We start from the raw sequence: 14,473 nt of genomic DNA, 5'->3' as shown, positions 1-14,473 counted from the left end.
GCCTGCCATGACGATTCCGACCGTGGAGCTGCCATCCGGCGCACGCATGCCGACCTTCGGGATCGGCACGTGGCGCATGGGCGAGGATCGGCGCCGGCGCAAGGACGAGACCGACGCCATTCGCCACGGTGTGGATCTGGGGTTCACCCTGATCGACACCGCGGAGATGTACGGCGACGGCGGCGCCGAGGAGGCGATCGCGGATGCGATTGCCGGCCGCCGCGACGGCCTCTTCATCGTCAGCAAGGTCTACCCGCACAACGCCTCGCGGCGCGGCGCGGTGGCGGCCTGCGAGCGCAGCCTGAAGCGGCTCCGCATCGAGCGCATCGACCTCTACCTGCTGCATTGGATCGGCAGCGTGCCGTTCGAGGAGACGATCGCTGCGTTCCAGAAGCTGAAGGACGACGGCAAGATCGGCGACTGGGGCGTCAGCAACTTCGACGTCGACGATCTGCAGTCCTGGGACGAGAAGGATGGCGGCCGCTGCGCCGCCAATCAGGTGATGTTCAACCTGGCGCGCCGCGGCGTGGAGTTCGATCTGCTGCCCTGGATGCGGCAGCGCAGGATGCCGCTGATGGCCTACTCGCCGTTCGACCAGGGACCGCTGGCGCGCGACCGGACGCTGAAGGCGATTGCCGATCGTCATGGCGCCACGCCGGCGCAGATCGCGTTGGCCTGGCTGCTGCAGCTGCCCGGCGTGGTGGCGATCCCGAAATCGGCCGACAAGGGGCGCCTGAGCGAGAATTTCGCGGCGCTGAAGGTGAAGCTCACGGACGCTGATCTTGCCGAGCTCGACCGCGCCTTTCCGCCGCCGCGCAACAAGCGCTCGCTGCCGATCGTTTGAGCCGCTGCGCCAAGCGACCATCGACGGGGTTACATGTCATCCCGAGCGCAGCGAGGGATCTCCCGCGAATGGCGCACCGTGCGCCTTGCCGCAGGAGATCCCTCGCTGCGCTCGGGATGACAGGCAACGTCTTGTCTTCCGAGGATCAAATCGCCAGCGATGAATGGTGATGGCGCCTACGCATACGGATCGGCCACGCCCAGGCCGGCGAGGATGCGGACCTCCAGCGCCTCCATGCGCTGGGCCTGGGCTTCGACCTCGTGATCATAGTCCAGCAGATGCAAGGTGCCGTGCACCACGAGATGCGTCAGGTGATCGGCGAACCGTTTGCGCTGCGCCCTGGCTTCGCGGGCGACGGTCTGCCGGGCCAGCACGATGTCGCCGAGGAAGCGTGGCTGGCCGGGCAGGGTGGCGCGCGCATCGGCCGGGAACGACAGCACGTTGGTGGGCTTGTCCTTGTGGCGGAAGTCGCGGTTCAGCGCGCGGACCGCAGCGTCGCCGGCCAGCGCGATCACCAGCACGGCGGCGGTCTTCGGGCGCCGCGGCGCCTCATGAAGAGCGGCTTGCGCGGCGCGGCGGCAGATGGCGCGCGCCGTGCGCAGCTGCGCCAGCCAAAGCCGGTCCTGGATATCGATATCGATCGTTGCGGACATGACGGCCTTGGGCGCCGTCAGCCGCGTCGCGTGCCTCTGCCCCTTCGCCGTTGTCACAGCCTGGGCTTGCGTTGTGCCTCGCGGCCATCGCGAGCGTCGTAAGCCCTCACGATGCGCGCAACCAGATCATGGCGCACGACGTCACGATCGGTGAAATGTACGAAGCGAATACCCTCGACGCCGCTCAGCGTCTCGATCGCGTCGCGCAGGCCTGACGGCACGCCGGACGGCAGATCGACCTGCGTCAGGTCACCCGTGACGACCATGCGTGCGCCTTCGCCGAGCCGGGTCAGGAACATCTTCATCTGCATCGCCGAGGTGTTCTGGGCCTCGTCGAGGATCACGAAGGCATGGGCCAGCGTGCGGCCGCGCATGAACGCCAGCGGCGCCACCTCGATGTCGCCGGCGGCCAGGCGGTTGGCGATCTGGTCGGCCGGCAGCATGTCGTGCAAGGCGTCGTAGAGCGGCCGCAGATAGGGGTCGACCTTCTCCTTCATGTCGCCGGGCAGGAAGCCGAGGCGCTCGCCGGCTTCCACCGCCGGCCGCGACAGCACGATGCGCTCGACCGTGCCGGCCAGCAGCATCGACACCGCCATGGTCACGGCAAGATAGGTCTTGCCGGTGCCGGCCGGGCCGAGGCCGAACACCAGATCGCGTTCGCGGATGGCCTCGACATATTCGCGCTGGGTTGGCGAGCGCGGCTGGATCACGCGCTTGCGCGTGCGGATGGCATGCGCGTCGGCGGGCCGGGAATCGGCGCCGACACGGGCGAAGCGGACGGCAGCATCGACCTCGGCCTGGTCGACGAGCTGGCCGCGCTTGAGCCGCTCGTACAGGGCCAGCAAGGCCGCCCGTGCCAGCGCCGTCTCGTCGGCTCCGCCCGAAATGGCGATCTGGTTGCCGCGCGAGCTCAGCTGCACGCCCAGAAGCTGCTCGATGCGCACGAGATGCCGATCGTGCTGGCCATAGAGCGCCGGCAGCAACGCGTTGTCATCGAAGGTGAGCCGCCGCACATCGGCGGCGCGCGCGCCGCTGCTCACGCCGCTGACGTCGCTCATGCCGCTACCTCGATCGGCTTGGCAGCGGCGGTGCGCGTCGAGGCGAAGTCGCCGACGACAATCTCGCCCGACAGGCTCACGGCGTGCGCCGCGACAATGCGGACATCGACGATCTGGCCCAGCAGCCGGGCGTCGCCGTCGGCATGCACCGATTGCAGCCACGGCGACTTGCCCAGCAATTGTCCGGGCTTGCGGCCGGACTCCTGGAACAGCACCGGCACCGTATGTCCCACCAACGTCGCGTTGAAGCGGCGCTGCTGCTCGCCCAGCAGCGCCTGCAGCGCCTGCAGGCGCGCGTCGCGAACCGCTTCGGGCACCTGCCGCGCCATCATCGCGGCCGGCGTGCCGGGGCGGGCGCTGTACTTGAAGGAGAAGGCGGCAGCGAAGCCGACCTCGCGCACCAGGCGCATCGTGTCGTCGAAATCGCTGTCGGTCTCGCCCGGGAAGCCGACGATGATATCAGTCGACAGCGCCATGTCCGGCCGCGCCGCGCGCAGCTGATCGACGAGCCGCAGGTAGTGGTCGCGGCCGTGACCGCGGTTCATGGCTTCGAGCACCCGATCGGCGCCCGACTGCACCGGCAGGTGGAGATAGGGCATCAGGGCCGGCACGTCGCGGTGCGCCGCGATCAGAGCCGCGTCCATGTCGCGCGGGTGCGAGGTGGTGTACCGGATGCGGGCCAGCCCCTCGATTTCGGCCAGCGCGGCGATCAGGCGGGCCAGCGTCCAGGTCGAGCCGTCGGGGGCAGCGCCGTGCCAGGCGTTGACGTTCTGCCCCAGCAGCGTGATCTCGCGGGCGCCGGCCGCGACGAGCCCGCGCGCTTCGGCGATGACTGCGGCGGCAGGACGCGAATACTCGGCACCGCGCGTGTAGGGCACGACGCAGAACGTGCAGAATTTGTCGCATCCCTCCTGCGCCGACACGAAGGCGCTGCCGCCGCTCACCGTCGTCGGGGCCGGCAGATGATCGAACTTGGGCTCGATCGGGAACTCGGTGTCGAGCACACCGGCGCCTTTCATGGTGCCGGGCCGCCGGCTGGCGGCAGCCCGCGCCGCGCGCGCGACCATCTCGGGAAGGCGGTGATAGGCCTGCGGGCCAACCACGATATCGACTGCCGGCTGGCGGCGCATGATCTCGGCACCTTCGGCCTGGGCGACGCAGCCGGCCACGGCGATCACCAGGTCGTCGCCGGCCTGCCGCTTCTGCGTCTTGAGGTCGCGCAGGCGCCCGAGCTCCGAGAACACCTTCTCGGAAGCCTTTTCCCGGATGTGGCAGGTGTTGACGATCACCATGTCGGCATCGTCGGGCGTCGATGCCGGCGCGTAGCCCAATGGCCTCAGGACGTCAGCCATGCGCTCCGAATCGTAGACATTCATCTGGCAGCCATAGGTGCGGATGAATAGTCCTTTCTTGCGTGCCGTCGGCGCCTCGGTCATCGAGCTTTTCAAGTTGCTGTCAGGGCGACGGATTCGCCCAAATCCGCGCGCTTTCTATCACCAGCCCCGTGGCCGGTCGAGTCGCCGCCGGCGGCCTGCCTATGCGGCGGCCGGCGGCGGCAGTTCGTCGTAGCGCCCGCGGTTGATCGACTGCATCGACCGGGAAACGGTACGGAAGCAATGCTCGCTCAGCTTCTTGCGGTCGCCCAGCCGATCGATGTCCACGGAGTCGTGGAACACGACGATCGCGGCCACTTCCCCCATCGCCATCATGTTCCACAGGTGCGGTGCCAGCTCCATGTCGCCGAACCAGGCGAAGAAAGGCCGGCACAACCGGCCGACGGGGATGCCATCGAGCCGGGCATAGGCAATGGTGAACGGCTGCACCGGCACCGGCTCGCGGCCGTGCCGCATCTGCGTGGCGCCCAGCAGCGCGCTGCGGAACGGCAGCACGCGTGTGCCGTCGCCGCTGGTGCCTTCCGCGAACAGCACCAGGTCGTCGCCGGCATCGAGCCGCCGCTGGATGCCATCGCGGCCTTTGCCGGTGGCCCGCTGGCGCCGCTCGATGAAGACGGTGCGCTGCAGCCGGGCCAGCCAGCCGAAGAACGGCCAGCTCGCGACCTCCGACTTGGCGATGAACGACACGGGCAGGATGGACGACAGGACCTCGACGTCGAGGTATGAGACGTGATTGCCGACAAACAAGGTCGGCGTGGCGTGTGACGGCTGGCCGTAGACCTCGATCCGGATGCCGAGGATATAGCAGACGACCCGATGATAGATCACCGGCAGCCAGCGATAGAGCGGACGGATGCGCAGCAACACCGCCACGAACTGGAGCGGCATTATCGGCAAGGTCCACAGAGCGTACAGAAACAGGCGGATGAAGCCGCGGGTAGGGGAACCGATGGACATGGATCAGGGGCGATGAACCGGCAAAACGTCGAGCACGTCGACTATATGGCTCCCGTCTCGCGCGCAACGCGCTCGTAGTGGCGATAGTATTTCTCGGTGATCAGGTCGGTCTTGACCACGATGCAGACATCGGTCGTATCGAACTGCTGGTCGATCACGGCGCCGTCGCCGACGAAGCCGCCCAGCCGCAGATAGCCTTTGATGAGAGGCGGCACCAGCCGTTCGGCGGCCCGCAGGTCATAGGAGCCGGGCGGCAGGATGCTCATGTCGACGTAGCGGGACGGCAGGGCGCGGGCCCGCAGCTCCGACGGCGCCAGATGGTTCTGCGCCAGGTAGGAAAGGGGCAGTGCCAGGCGATTCAGGTCGGTTCCCGGCAGGCTGGCGCAGCCGAACATGATCTCGATGTCGTAGTGGAAGACGTAGGTGGCGATGCCGCGCCACATCAGCTGCATCGCCGGCATGCTGCGCGCCGAGGCATCGACGCACGAGCGGCCCAGCTCCAGGATCTCACCCGGCCAGTCGATCAGGGCCTGGACGTCATATTCGGACACGGAATAGAAGCTGCCGCGCTTGGCGGCGGCGGACCTGCGGATCAGCCGGTAGGTCCCCGTGATGCCGGACAGGCCGGGCCGCCGCCTGTCGATGAACAGCAGGTGGTCGCACAGGGGGTCGAAATCGTCGTAGTCACGCCGCATGGCCGCCATTTCCGGGGTCGGCTTGGCGGTCATCTCTTCGTAAAACACCCGGTAGCGCAGCTCCTGCGCGGCTTCGACCTCGGCGTCGTTGCGCGCCAAACGCACCTCGAAATCGCCAGCCACGATCGGTGGCAACGCATCTGCGCCCGGACGTAGCGCGGCAGCGCGAAGTGCGACGCTGGTCATTACTCCATTATCAACTGGATTAGGGTTCGCGGCCAACTATTTGTTTCGACTTTTCCGCCGGCTGGCCGAATCGGCTCCCTGGAGCGGTACGGCGTACAGCTCCAGCCGATGGTCGACCAGGCGGTAGCCGAGCTTTTCGGCCATGGCCTGCTGCAGCTGCTCGATTTCCTCATTCTGGAACTCGATCACCCGGCCCGACTGGATGTCGATCAGGTGGTCGTGGTGCATCTCGGTATGTTCTTCGTAGCGCGAACGGCCGTCGCGGAAATCGTGCCGCTCGATGATGCTGGCCTCCTCGAAGAGGCGCACGGTGCGATAGACGGTGGCAATGGATATCTTCGGATCAAGCTCGACGGCGCGACGATACACGGCCTCGACGTCGGGATGATCGGTTGCTTCCGACAGGACGCGCGCAATCACCCGGCGCTGGCCGGTCATCTTCAGTCCCTTCTCGATGCAGCGCGCCTCGAGGCGCGATTGATCCGGCACCGGTAAAGCCTCCAAGACTGTTTTCCTTCTTATGGCGGTCGTTATACAGCGTTTGCGACAGGGCCAGCCAGCCCTTCCGGTGGTGGTCGGAACCCTCTGGTCGTGGACAGGTCAGTGGTCCTGACTGTCAGGTCCCGAACAGCTTCCACAGCCTGAGGCGGGCCTCAGGGCTTGGCGCGCGCGACGCGGGCGCGCATGCGCTTTGTGCCCAGTCCGACCTTCTTTGCAAGCGCGCTGCGGACCTTGGAATAGTTCGGCGCGACCATCGGATAGTCGGCCGGCAGGCCCCACTTCTCGCGATACTGCTCCGGCGTCATGCCGAAAGCGCTCATCAGGTGCCGCTTCAGCATCTTGTGCTCGGTGCCGTCTTCCAGGCAGACGATATAGTCGCGCTTGATGGATTTGCTGACCGGAACCGCAGGCTCAGGCTTGGCCGCGGCGCGGCCGTTGCCGACCGAGCTGAGCGAGGCATGCACCTGCTCGATGAGTTTTTGCACGTCGGCGACCGAAACTGTGTTGTTCGATACGTGCGCGGTGACGATCTGGGTCGTAAGGGTAAGAAGATCCGCGTCAGGTTTGTTTTGTTCGCTCATGTTTTTCCTTCATATGCCGGCAGAAATTACTGAACAGTTCGCATATAGTACTGTCACGATGAGCGATCAACCTTGACTTTGGCCATCAAGAAATAAGTGTGTAGATGCAATGAGTCCGGAAGCCAGCATCGATATCACCGGCGACGTATGTCCCATGACATTCGTGCGTGTCAAATTGGCGCTCGAGAAGCTGCCTTCCGGCGCAGTATTGAGAGTGCGGCTCAACGCAGGAGAACCGCTGCGCAACGTGCCGCGCTCGGCGCGTGCCGAAGGTCATGAAATCCTGGAACTTGTTCCGGAAGCGGAAGGATCAAGCATACATCGGCTGATGCTTCGCCGGTCATGAGATAGAAATCTGACAGTTGTCCAGCTTCTTTTTGCGCTCAATTCTTGCCTTGAAGATCGAGCCGCATGATCAGCGCTGCAACGCGCGCCTGCTGGCCGCGATCGAAATAAGCATTGCGCCGGCCGACCACGACAAAGTGATGTCTTTGGTAAAGACGCTGCGCTGTCGGATTGTCCTCGGCTACTTCGAGGAAGATGTTTTGCGCCCCACGTCGGCGGCAGCGTCGGCCGATCGCCGACAGCAATTGCGAGGCGCCACCGCGGCGGCGTGCATCAGGCGCGACACCGATGGTGAGCAGCTCGGCTTCGTCGGCAGCGACCCTGGCGAGCGCCATGCCCATTGCCTGACCGTCGAGGATCAGCATTAGCCCGAAGCAGCCCGGTGTTGCCAGGAGCCGGCCGAAGGCATCGGCGCTCCACGGACGTTCCCAAGGGGCATCGAAGCAGCGGGCATGGAGAGCCGCCGCTGTCGCGCAGTCGTGCGGGCGCAATGCTCGGACGACGCTCGACATCATCATCCTGCAGCCTTGGGCAAGGTGACGTCGGCTGGCCGCAAATAGAGCGGCCGCGGCATGCCGTCCCTGCGGTTGGCCACGCGCCAATGCTCGACGTCGTGACGCAGGGCCAGCCGGGCCAGAACACGCGCATCGGGTGCCGTCGGTCCCGGGACGGGGAGCGCATCGACGCCGCGCTGCATCAGGGCAGGACACAGCGACGTGGCGCCGTCGCCGACGACCAGCACCGATTCCGTTGCGGCACGGATTGCGATCAGCGTCACGTCAGCAACGAGAAGTTCTGACGCGCCATCGAAGCCGACATAGTAGTCGCCGCGATGCGTGTCGATCGCGGCCAGAACGCGCCGATGGCGCGGCTGTGATTGTTCTTGGCTCATCGCTGTCGCGCCGGCGAGAAGCGCGTCGATCGTCGTCAATCCGGCCACCGGCACGTCGAGCGCCAGGGCAAGGCCGCGTGCGGTGGCCAGGCCGATGCGCGCGCCCGTGAAGCTGCCGGGCCCGATGGTGACGGCGATCAGATCGAGGTCGGCGGCACGGACATCGGCCGCCGTCAACGTCGTTGCGATCATGGGCGCCAACGCGGCCGCATGGCCGCGCTGCATGACCTGCTCGCGGTGCGCCAGCACGATCAATTCGTCGACGTCGCTTCTCGTCGCAACGGCAACCGAGCAGGCCGCGCCTGAGCAGTCGAAGGCGAGGACGGTCGGTGCGGTCACGGGTTGCTGGCGTCGCGTCGGCGATGTGGGCATGGTGCGTTCCATGGATATCGTTGAAATTGCGCCACCAGGCTTCGACGTGGAGATCGCGTTGGCCTACGCGACGGCGGCCAACATAACCGGACTACCGATCTACCGGAATCCCCGCTGCTGGCTGCACTGCACGGCAGCGCAGCATCTGCAGCGGGCGATTGCGCTGGCCGCGCCGCTGGGGCTGCGCCTGCGGATCTTCGATGCGTTGCGCCCGACGGAGGCGCAATGGAAGCTGTGGGACGCCGATCCGAATCCGGATTTTCTCGCCGATCCGCGGCGCGGCTCGCCGCATTCGCGCGGTGTCGCTGTCGACCTCACGCTCGTCGACGACGCGGGGCACGAGCTGGACATGGGCACACCATTCGACGATTTCACGCCCCTGGCGCACCACGCCAACACGGATGTCGGCATCCAGGCGCAACGCAACCGCCTGCTGCTGCTGGGTGTGATGACGGCAGCGGGCTGGGACTTCTACCGCAATGAATGGTGGCACTATCAGCTCTTTGACGCCCGCCGCTTTCCGCTGATCGCCGATGCCGACCTGCCGCAGGGCATGATGTGATCTTTCTATCATCCCGAGCGCAGCGAGGGATCTCCCGCGAATGGCGCGCCGTGCGTCTTGCCGCAGGAGATCCCTCGCTGCGCTCGGGACGGCAGAAAGGCCAAATGCAACCGTTCTGGGCGCGCGCTCCCGGCGATGCTTCAGATGGGCGGCAGCTTGGCGCGGTCGAAGTCGGACAGCCGGTTCTCGCGGATCACGCCGCGCACGAAGCTGATGTAGGTCCGGCCGAGCTCGGAGTAGCGCAGGAGCTGACCGATCAGGTGATAGCCATCGGGGCCCTTGCCACCGGCACGCAGCCGGGTGCGCTCGGCGCGGAAGCTGGCGTAGGCAAAGTGCGTGTTGAGATTGAGGAAATAGGCGTCGACCGATTCGGCGACATTGGCGAACGAAGCCGGTATCTGCCGGCTGCCGGCCCGGATCTGTCCGAACAGCGAATTGCCGACGCGCGCGGCATAGGACGTGCCCCAGCCGCTTTCCACGCCGGCTTGGGCGATGGCCATCGATGGCGGCACCGCGTCGACACGGTTGAGCAGCTCGTCGAAGTCGGTGGAGTCCGCGCCGTAGCGGTCTGCGACTTCCGCCAGCCACATGCGCTCGATCACGCTGAGGCTGCGTCCCGCGGCATGGCGGTCGTACAGGCGCAGCAGGTGGTCGCGGTCGGCGAGAATGCGCTCGTTGGCTTCGAGCACGATGGGAAGCAAAGCCCTGATGAACAGCGCCTTGCGCTCGTTGCCGTCCCTGATGTTGGCGAGGTCGCTGGGTACACGATGGATCTGCAAGGCCGGGACCGGCTCGCCGCGGCGGGCCTGGTCGAGCGTGTAGTCATGCGCCTCGAAGAGGCGTGTCAGCTCATCGCTGCTGGCCACCCGCATCGCGGTGACCTGCCGGCGGGTCGGCCCCGCCGCGTGCGACAGGCGGCCGTGCAGCGGCCGGGGCTCGTCGCTGACCACGGTGCCGTTGACGGGTGTCGCCCATAGCTGCAGCTCAGCCGGATCGAGCGGCGCGTAGTCCGCCATGGGCAGGTCGGCGACGGCAAGCTCGAGCGTCGGCACCTGGAAGTCGACGTAGGGCGCCTCCTCGGGCAGAGGCAGATCGATCTCGCCTCGCTCCCACGAGACGGTGCTGGCAAGCATGGAGAGCGGGGCATCCTGGGCCGCGGGATGGGTGTTGACCGCTTCGTGGGCGGCAGCGACGCCGACATACGTCATTCCCGATGGCATCGCCCAGGCGCCCAGTAGACATGTGCCGAACGCACCGATGAGGGCATAGTTGCGGCCAAAATCTGCCGCACGGGCGATGCGCTCGTTCATGAAGGGTGACCTGCTGAAATAAGTTGGAATTCCGACAAGCGCCCTCGTCCGGCGGTCTCACGCACGAGACCGCCGGCGGCACAGCCGCCGGTACTGAACGCTGAAACCTAGTGGACTACGCGACTGGCCGGACCTCGATCACTTCCGGCACGTAGTGCCTGAGAAGGTTCTCGATCCCCATCTTCAGCGTCGCCGTTGAGCTGGGACATCCCGAGCAAGAGCCCTGCATATGCAGGTAGACAACGCCGTCCTCGTACGAATGGAACACGATATCACCGCCGTCCTGGGCAACGGCTGGACGGATACGCGTGTCGAGCAATTCCTTGATCTGCGCTACAATTTCGTCATCCTCCTCGGCGGACACCGTCGCGTCCGATGTCTCGTCGGGCTGTAGGACAGGCTCGCCCGAGGTGAAGTGCTCCATGATCCCGCCCAGCACGGCGGGCTTCATGATCTGCCAGTCTTGCGTCACGGCCTTGGTGACGGTGACGAAGTCCGAACCAAGAAACACCCGCTCGACGCCCTCGACCTCGAACAGCCGGCGCGCCAGCGGCGAGCGCGTTGCGGCGTCGACAGTGGCGAAATCAGCCGTGCCTTGCTCGAGCACCACGCGCCCGGGCAGAAACTTCAGGGTCGAAGGATTTGGGGTCTGTTCGGTCTGGATGAACATGCCTGGCTCCGGGTCAGGTGGATCCGCAATCTCCGACCCGATCGGGTGGGCGCCGCGTGATCCGACTATGTCGGATCACTTGGAACCCTTCTGAGTTAGGCGGCATTCAATGCGCCTTCAAGACAAAAAAAATGATCATGCGTTCATTTATTATGTAAAAAACAGGTAACCCCCAGAATTATCTATCCAAAAAACTTGGATGAGCAACCCGCGAAAAATCTAAACTGCTTGAGAGTCAATCTTCTTCGGGTGCTCGAAATGAGGCATTGTGCCGCATATCCATCAGCTGATTGCTTCGATTTGGGCATCCGTAAGGCTGCCGGGCACGATGGTGAGCGGCACCCTGAGCGTGCCGGCGTACTTGCTGACGATGGATGAAACGAGAGGCCCTGGACCTTCGCTGCCGGTGCCGGCCGCCAGCACCAGGACGGAGATCGACGGGTCCTCCGTCAGCAGCTTCAGGAGCTGCTCGCGCCGTCCGCCTTCGCGGAAATGCAGGATCGGCGGCAGGCCGGTCGCCGCCACGACCTGGTCGGCGTGGCGCGAGACGATTGCCTCCGCCTTCTCGCGCGCCTCCTCGCGCATGAGGTCGCCGATGGATTCCCACTGCTGTGGTTCGGGCGGCTCCATCACGTAGAGCAGCGCCACACGTCCACCGGTGCGCTTGGCGCGGCGGCACGCGTAGCGCAGCGCCACGCGCAGCTCCGGGGTCTCGTCGACGACGACCAGGAAGACCCGGTCGACAGGTGCATCGCTCATCGTGAGCCTCCGCTACAATCGTCTCGCCGCCACGCCGGCCAGCCACCCGATGGCCAGCGCCAGGGCGATGGCGGTGGCGCCGTAGACGGGCGCGGCCTCGTGCGCCGCCTCCGATACCCGGGCGCTGAACCCCGCCTTGCTGACGACCAGCGGGCGCGACACGGCCGCCACCGCCTGGCCGTCCCGGAAGACATAGGCGCGCACCTCATAATCGCCCACTGGCAGGCGTGACGGAAACCGCAGCTCGACCCGGAACAGGCGGGAGCCGACCAAAGTGATGGTATTGACCGTGTCGGGGAAGAGGCCTTCACGGCGCTTGGCGGCCACCAGGCCCTGGCGGAAGTCGGTGAGGTCGAGCGGGCGCCGTCGCTGGGCATCGACCGCGCGTACCGACTCGAGGCGCTCCTCGAGGGTGACCGGCGTGCCCGGCACGCCGCCGGGCGGCAGGATCTCTTCCAGCGGCCGGGTGGCGGCGATGGCGTAGTAGGCGGGCACGTCGTCGAAGGCCTGCCTGCCGGCATTGACCCAGAGGCCGAACACCCGCTCCTTGCGCAGCACCGTCTGGCGTGTGGAGGCGCCGCTCACGGTGATGACCACGTCGCCGGGCCCGTCGATGGCGCCGAAGACCAGAACGTCGGCGCCGCGGAAGGCCGATGTGATCGACACCCGTGGACGGGACAGGTCGACCAGCAGCGGCTGCGCCAGCGCGGGGGCTGCCAACGTCATCAGCAGCGCGATCAGCAGGGCGAGGCAGGCCGGCCGCCGGGCGGGGTGGTCGCATATTGCCCTCATGTCATCCCGAGCGTAGCGAGGGATCTCCTGCGGCAGGGCGCACGATGCGCCATTCGCGGGAGATCCCTCGCTGCGCCCGGGATGACAGGAAATTTGCCGGCGTGGCGTTGCGCCGGACGCGACTGCCTTGGGCTGTCGTGGAGCGCGCGTCATGGCATGCGCACCATGTCGCCCAGCGTGTGGATCGCCGTCGGCGGCGCGACCAGCTCGAACATCAGCTCCAGCGCCATGGCCAGGATCAGCAGCGCCAGCAGGCCGCGGAGCTGGAAGCCCGGCAGGTTGGCGGCCACGCGCGAGCCGATCGGAGCGCCGATGGCGCCGCCCAGGATCAGGACCAGGGCCAGGACGATATCGACGGTCTGGTTCTGCGCCGCCTGCAGGAACGTGACGTTGATGGCCACGAACAGGATCTGGAAGAGCGAGGTGCCGACCACCACCACCGTGGGCATGCCCAGCAGGTAGATCATGGCGGGCACCAGCACGAAGCCGCCGCCGATGCCCAGGATCGCCGACAGCACGCCGATGGCGAAGCCCATGCCGGCCGGCAGCAGGGCGCTGATGTACAGCTTGGATTTATAGAAGCGGACCTTCAGCGGCAGGCGATGGACCAGGAAATGCTGATGCAGCTTGCGCCGCGCCGGCACGTTGGCCCGCCGTCGCCGCCAGGCGCGCCACGACTCGACCACCATCATGCTGCCGATGGAGGTCAGCAGCAGCACGTAGCCGATGTTGATGACGAAATCGATCTGGCCGAAGCGCTTCAGCACGGCGAAGAGCTGCACGCCCGCGGTCGAGCCCACCAGGCCGCCGGCCAGCAGCACCAGCCCCATGCGCACATCGACATTACCGCGCTGCCAGTGGTTCAGCAGGCCGGTGACCGAGGTGGCGATCACCTGGTTCGCCTGGCTGGCGACGGCCACGGCCGGCGGCACGCCGACGAAGATGAGCAGGGGTGTGAGCAGGAAGCCGCCGCCGACGCCGAACATGCCGGCCAGCACGCCCGCCACGCCGCCCAGCCCGAGCAACAGGAACACGTTCAGCGACAGCTCGGCGATGGGCAGGTAGACATCCACGGCGGGCCCGATCCTCCGACGGGCCAGATGTCCGCTCCGGTTGCCTTGCAACGCCGCTACGACCCGCTCTCGACTTATTGCGCCCGGCCACGGCGCGATGCAAGGACAGGTGTCGCCAGCCCCGGCTTTTCCTCGCCAGGGTGCCGCTAGTCAGAAATCGGCCGGATCATCGGCACTTGCGGCGCGGCATCCGTTGGCAAGGTGCCGTCCAGGCGCGGATCGTCCTCGATCTCGACCTGCCGCCGATAGGGCACGAAGCCCGAGCGCTGATAGAACGCCAGCGCGTCGGGATGATCGAGGGTGCAGGTATGCACCCAGACCCGCCGCGGCTGCGCGGCCCAGGCCCGCTCGAGCGCGACGTCCATCAGCAGGCGGCCGGCGCCGCGTCCGACCTGCTCGGGAGCGACGCCGAAGAAGGCCAGCTCGACCTCGCCGGGCACGCGGAAATCCAGCTCCAGCAGGCCTTCGTCGCGGCCCTCGACCGTCAGGGCCGACACCTCGACGGCGGGGTCGTGCAGGATCGCGCCCAGGCGCGCATCGTCCAGGCGCAACCGGCTGAACCATAGCCAATGGGTGCCGATGCGCCGGAACAGGTCGCGGTACCAGTCGAGCGCCGGCCGCGCGACGCGGCGTACGGCAAAACGGTCCGTGGCGGGAACCGGCCGGCGCGCCGGCCTGGCGGTCATCTCCAGGGCCGTCACGACGCTGGCGATCTTGCCCGGCGCGACGTCGAGCCATGTGCTGGTCATGAGTCGAGTTAGAGGAGGACGGCGCGGCGTGTCAAAGCCGATCCCGGGTTGCCGGCCGGGCGCCCGGTCGCTAGCGTGCG

General features: G+C 66.8%; 18 protein-coding genes. 3 read left to right on the top strand and 15 right to left on the bottom strand.

Translation table 11 applies throughout. From position 1 onward, the window contains the following. Positions 1-7 precede the first annotated feature (7 nt). Positions 8-844, top strand: a complete 837-nt coding sequence (locus FHP25_RS02055) for an aldo/keto reductase (protein ID WP_147845225.1) — start codon at positions 8-10, stop codon at positions 842-844. A gap of 176 nt (positions 845-1,020) precedes the next feature. Here FHP25_RS02055 and ybeY read toward each other — a convergent pair whose 3' ends face one another. The 7 genes from ybeY to FHP25_RS02020 all read right to left on the bottom strand — a co-directional run bounded on the left by ybeY (position 1,021) and on the right by FHP25_RS02020 (position 6,869). After that, complete coding sequence (ybeY, locus tag FHP25_RS02050; protein WP_147845224.1) at positions 1,021-1,497, bottom strand: rRNA maturation RNase YbeY; 477 nt, start codon at positions 1,495-1,497, stop codon at positions 1,021-1,023. A 53-nt stretch (positions 1,498-1,550) separates the two neighbouring features. Further along, positions 1,551-2,555, bottom strand: a complete 1,005-nt coding sequence (locus FHP25_RS02045) for a PhoH family protein (RefSeq protein ID WP_147845223.1) — start codon at positions 2,553-2,555, stop codon at positions 1,551-1,553. Continuing rightward, positions 2,552-3,991: a tRNA (N6-isopentenyl adenosine(37)-C2)-methylthiotransferase MiaB gene (gene miaB / locus FHP25_RS02040; RefSeq protein ID WP_147845222.1), complete on the bottom strand. Its 1,440-nt coding sequence runs from the start codon at positions 3,989-3,991 to the stop codon at positions 2,552-2,554. Before miaB ends, FHP25_RS02045 begins: the two co-directional genes overlap by 4 nt. A gap of 99 nt (positions 3,992-4,090) precedes the next feature. Beyond that, positions 4,091-4,837 (bottom strand): lysophospholipid acyltransferase family protein, encoded by a 747-nt coding sequence (locus FHP25_RS02035; protein ID WP_231712182.1) that lies wholly within the window; start codon positions 4,835-4,837, stop codon positions 4,091-4,093. A 110-nt stretch (positions 4,838-4,947) separates the two neighbouring features. Then, a complete protein-coding gene (locus tag FHP25_RS02030) occupies positions 4,948-5,700 on the bottom strand; it encodes a GNAT family N-acetyltransferase (RefSeq protein WP_231712181.1) in 753 nt (250 codons plus the stop codon). Positions 5,701-5,823: 123 nt separating this feature from the next. Then, the gene (locus tag FHP25_RS02025; protein ID WP_408068515.1) at positions 5,824-6,309 is read right to left on the bottom strand and encodes a Fur family transcriptional regulator; all 486 of its coding nucleotides are present in this window, start codon (positions 6,307-6,309) and stop codon (positions 5,824-5,826) included. 131 nt (positions 6,310-6,440) lie between these two features. Continuing rightward, positions 6,441-6,869 (bottom strand): MucR family transcriptional regulator, encoded by a 429-nt coding sequence (locus tag FHP25_RS02020; protein ID WP_147845218.1) that lies wholly within the window; start codon positions 6,867-6,869, stop codon positions 6,441-6,443. 109 nt (positions 6,870-6,978) lie between these two features. On the opposite strand from FHP25_RS02020, the gene FHP25_RS02015 reads away from it, so the two are divergent. Continuing rightward, positions 6,979-7,215: a sulfurtransferase TusA family protein gene (locus tag FHP25_RS02015; protein WP_147845217.1), complete on the top strand. Its 237-nt coding sequence runs from the start codon at positions 6,979-6,981 to the stop codon at positions 7,213-7,215. A 37-nt stretch (positions 7,216-7,252) separates the two neighbouring features. Here the strand turns inward: FHP25_RS02015 and FHP25_RS02010 are convergent, their stop codons facing one another. Together FHP25_RS02010 and tsaB are read right to left on the bottom strand one after the other, a co-directional pair. Beyond that, positions 7,253-7,732 (bottom strand): GNAT family N-acetyltransferase, encoded by a 480-nt coding sequence (locus FHP25_RS02010; protein WP_218578136.1) that lies wholly within the window; start codon positions 7,730-7,732, stop codon positions 7,253-7,255. Further along, on the bottom strand, positions 7,729-8,478 hold the full coding sequence (tsaB, locus tag FHP25_RS02005) for a tRNA (adenosine(37)-N6)-threonylcarbamoyltransferase complex dimerization subunit type 1 TsaB (RefSeq protein WP_147845424.1): 750 nt from the start codon (positions 8,476-8,478) through the stop codon (positions 7,729-7,731). The genes FHP25_RS02010 and tsaB overlap by 4 nt, the downstream gene beginning before the upstream one ends. On the opposite strand from tsaB, the gene ddpX reads away from it, so the two are divergent. Beyond that, complete coding sequence (gene ddpX, locus FHP25_RS02000; protein ID WP_408068514.1) at positions 8,477-9,040, top strand: D-alanyl-D-alanine dipeptidase; 564 nt, start codon at positions 8,477-8,479, stop codon at positions 9,038-9,040. The two genes, tsaB and ddpX, sit on opposite strands and share 2 nt — an antisense overlap. 140 nt (positions 9,041-9,180) lie before the next feature. Here the strand turns inward: ddpX and FHP25_RS01995 are convergent, their stop codons facing one another. The 6 genes from FHP25_RS01995 to FHP25_RS01970 all read right to left on the bottom strand — a co-directional run bounded on the left by FHP25_RS01995 (position 9,181) and on the right by FHP25_RS01970 (position 14,393). Beyond that, a complete protein-coding gene (locus FHP25_RS01995; RefSeq protein WP_147845214.1) occupies positions 9,181-10,350 on the bottom strand; it encodes a glucosaminidase domain-containing protein in 1,170 nt (389 codons plus the stop codon). Between the two features lie 115 nt (positions 10,351-10,465). Beyond that, positions 10,466-11,020, bottom strand: a complete 555-nt coding sequence (locus FHP25_RS01990) for a NifU family protein (protein WP_147845213.1) — start codon at positions 11,018-11,020, stop codon at positions 10,466-10,468. 282 nt (positions 11,021-11,302) lie between these two features. Further along, entirely contained in the window at positions 11,303-11,779 is a 477-nt protein-coding gene (locus tag FHP25_RS01985; RefSeq protein ID WP_147845212.1) for a universal stress protein, read from the bottom strand. Between the two features lie 12 nt (positions 11,780-11,791). Beyond that, positions 11,792-12,571, bottom strand: coding sequence for a TIGR02186 family protein (locus FHP25_RS01980; protein ID WP_178133214.1), 780 nt, complete (start codon positions 12,569-12,571; stop codon positions 11,792-11,794). Between the two features lie 149 nt (positions 12,572-12,720). Further along, the gene (locus FHP25_RS01975) at positions 12,721-13,644 is read right to left on the bottom strand and encodes a sulfite exporter TauE/SafE family protein (protein ID WP_147845210.1); all 924 of its coding nucleotides are present in this window, start codon (positions 13,642-13,644) and stop codon (positions 12,721-12,723) included. Positions 13,645-13,790: 146 nt separating this feature from the next. Continuing rightward, positions 13,791-14,393 carry a GNAT family N-acetyltransferase gene (locus tag FHP25_RS01970; RefSeq protein WP_147845209.1) on the bottom strand — a complete coding sequence of 201 codons (603 nt, stop codon included), beginning with the start codon at positions 14,391-14,393 and terminating at the stop codon, positions 13,791-13,793. Positions 14,394-14,473: the final 80 nt, after the last annotated feature.

The organism is Vineibacter terrae, assembly GCF_008039615.1.
In the GTDB taxonomy this organism is placed as follows: Bacteria; Pseudomonadota; Alphaproteobacteria; order Reyranellales; family Reyranellaceae; genus Vineibacter; species Vineibacter terrae.
This window is presented reverse-complemented; position numbering and strand designations above follow the sequence as displayed.

Bases quoted from the DNA above. Each gene is read 5' to 3' on its own strand.
- FHP25_RS02055 (WP_147845225.1), top strand. From the start codon at position 8: ATGACGATTCCGACCGTGGAGCTGCCATCCGGCGCACGCATGCCGACC.
- ybeY (WP_147845224.1), bottom strand. From the start codon at position 1,497: ATGTCCGCAACGATCGATATCGATATCCAGGACCGGCTTTGGCTGGCG.
- FHP25_RS02045 (WP_147845223.1), bottom strand. From the start codon at position 2,555: ATGAGCGACGTCAGCGGCGTGAGCAGCGGCGCGCGCGCCGCCGATGTG.
- miaB (WP_147845222.1), bottom strand. From the start codon at position 3,991: ATGACCGAGGCGCCGACGGCACGCAAGAAAGGACTATTCATCCGCACC.
- FHP25_RS02035 (WP_231712182.1), bottom strand. From the start codon at position 4,837: ATGCCGCTCCAGTTCGTGGCGGTGTTGCTGCGCATCCGTCCGCTCTAT.
- FHP25_RS02020 (WP_147845218.1), bottom strand. From the start codon at position 6,869: ATGAGCGAACAAAACAAACCTGACGCGGATCTTCTTACCCTTACGACC.
- FHP25_RS02015 (WP_147845217.1), top strand. From the start codon at position 6,979: ATGAGTCCGGAAGCCAGCATCGATATCACCGGCGACGTATGTCCCATG.
- FHP25_RS02010 (WP_218578136.1), bottom strand. From the start codon at position 7,732: ATGATGATGTCGAGCGTCGTCCGAGCATTGCGCCCGCACGACTGCGCG.
- ddpX (WP_408068514.1), top strand. From the start codon at position 8,477: ATGGTGCGTTCCATGGATATCGTTGAAATTGCGCCACCAGGCTTCGAC.
- tsaB (WP_147845424.1), bottom strand. From the start codon at position 8,478: ATGCCCACATCGCCGACGCGACGCCAGCAACCCGTGACCGCACCGACC.
- FHP25_RS01995 (WP_147845214.1), bottom strand. From the start codon at position 10,350: ATGAACGAGCGCATCGCCCGTGCGGCAGATTTTGGCCGCAACTATGCC.
- FHP25_RS01990 (WP_147845213.1), bottom strand. From the start codon at position 11,020: ATGTTCATCCAGACCGAACAGACCCCAAATCCTTCGACCCTGAAGTTT.
- FHP25_RS01985 (WP_147845212.1), bottom strand. From the start codon at position 11,779: ATGAGCGATGCACCTGTCGACCGGGTCTTCCTGGTCGTCGTCGACGAG.
- FHP25_RS01980 (WP_178133214.1), bottom strand. From the start codon at position 12,571: ATGAGGGCAATATGCGACCACCCCGCCCGGCGGCCGGCCTGCCTCGCC.
- FHP25_RS01970 (WP_147845209.1), bottom strand. From the start codon at position 14,393: ATGACCAGCACATGGCTCGACGTCGCGCCGGGCAAGATCGCCAGCGTC.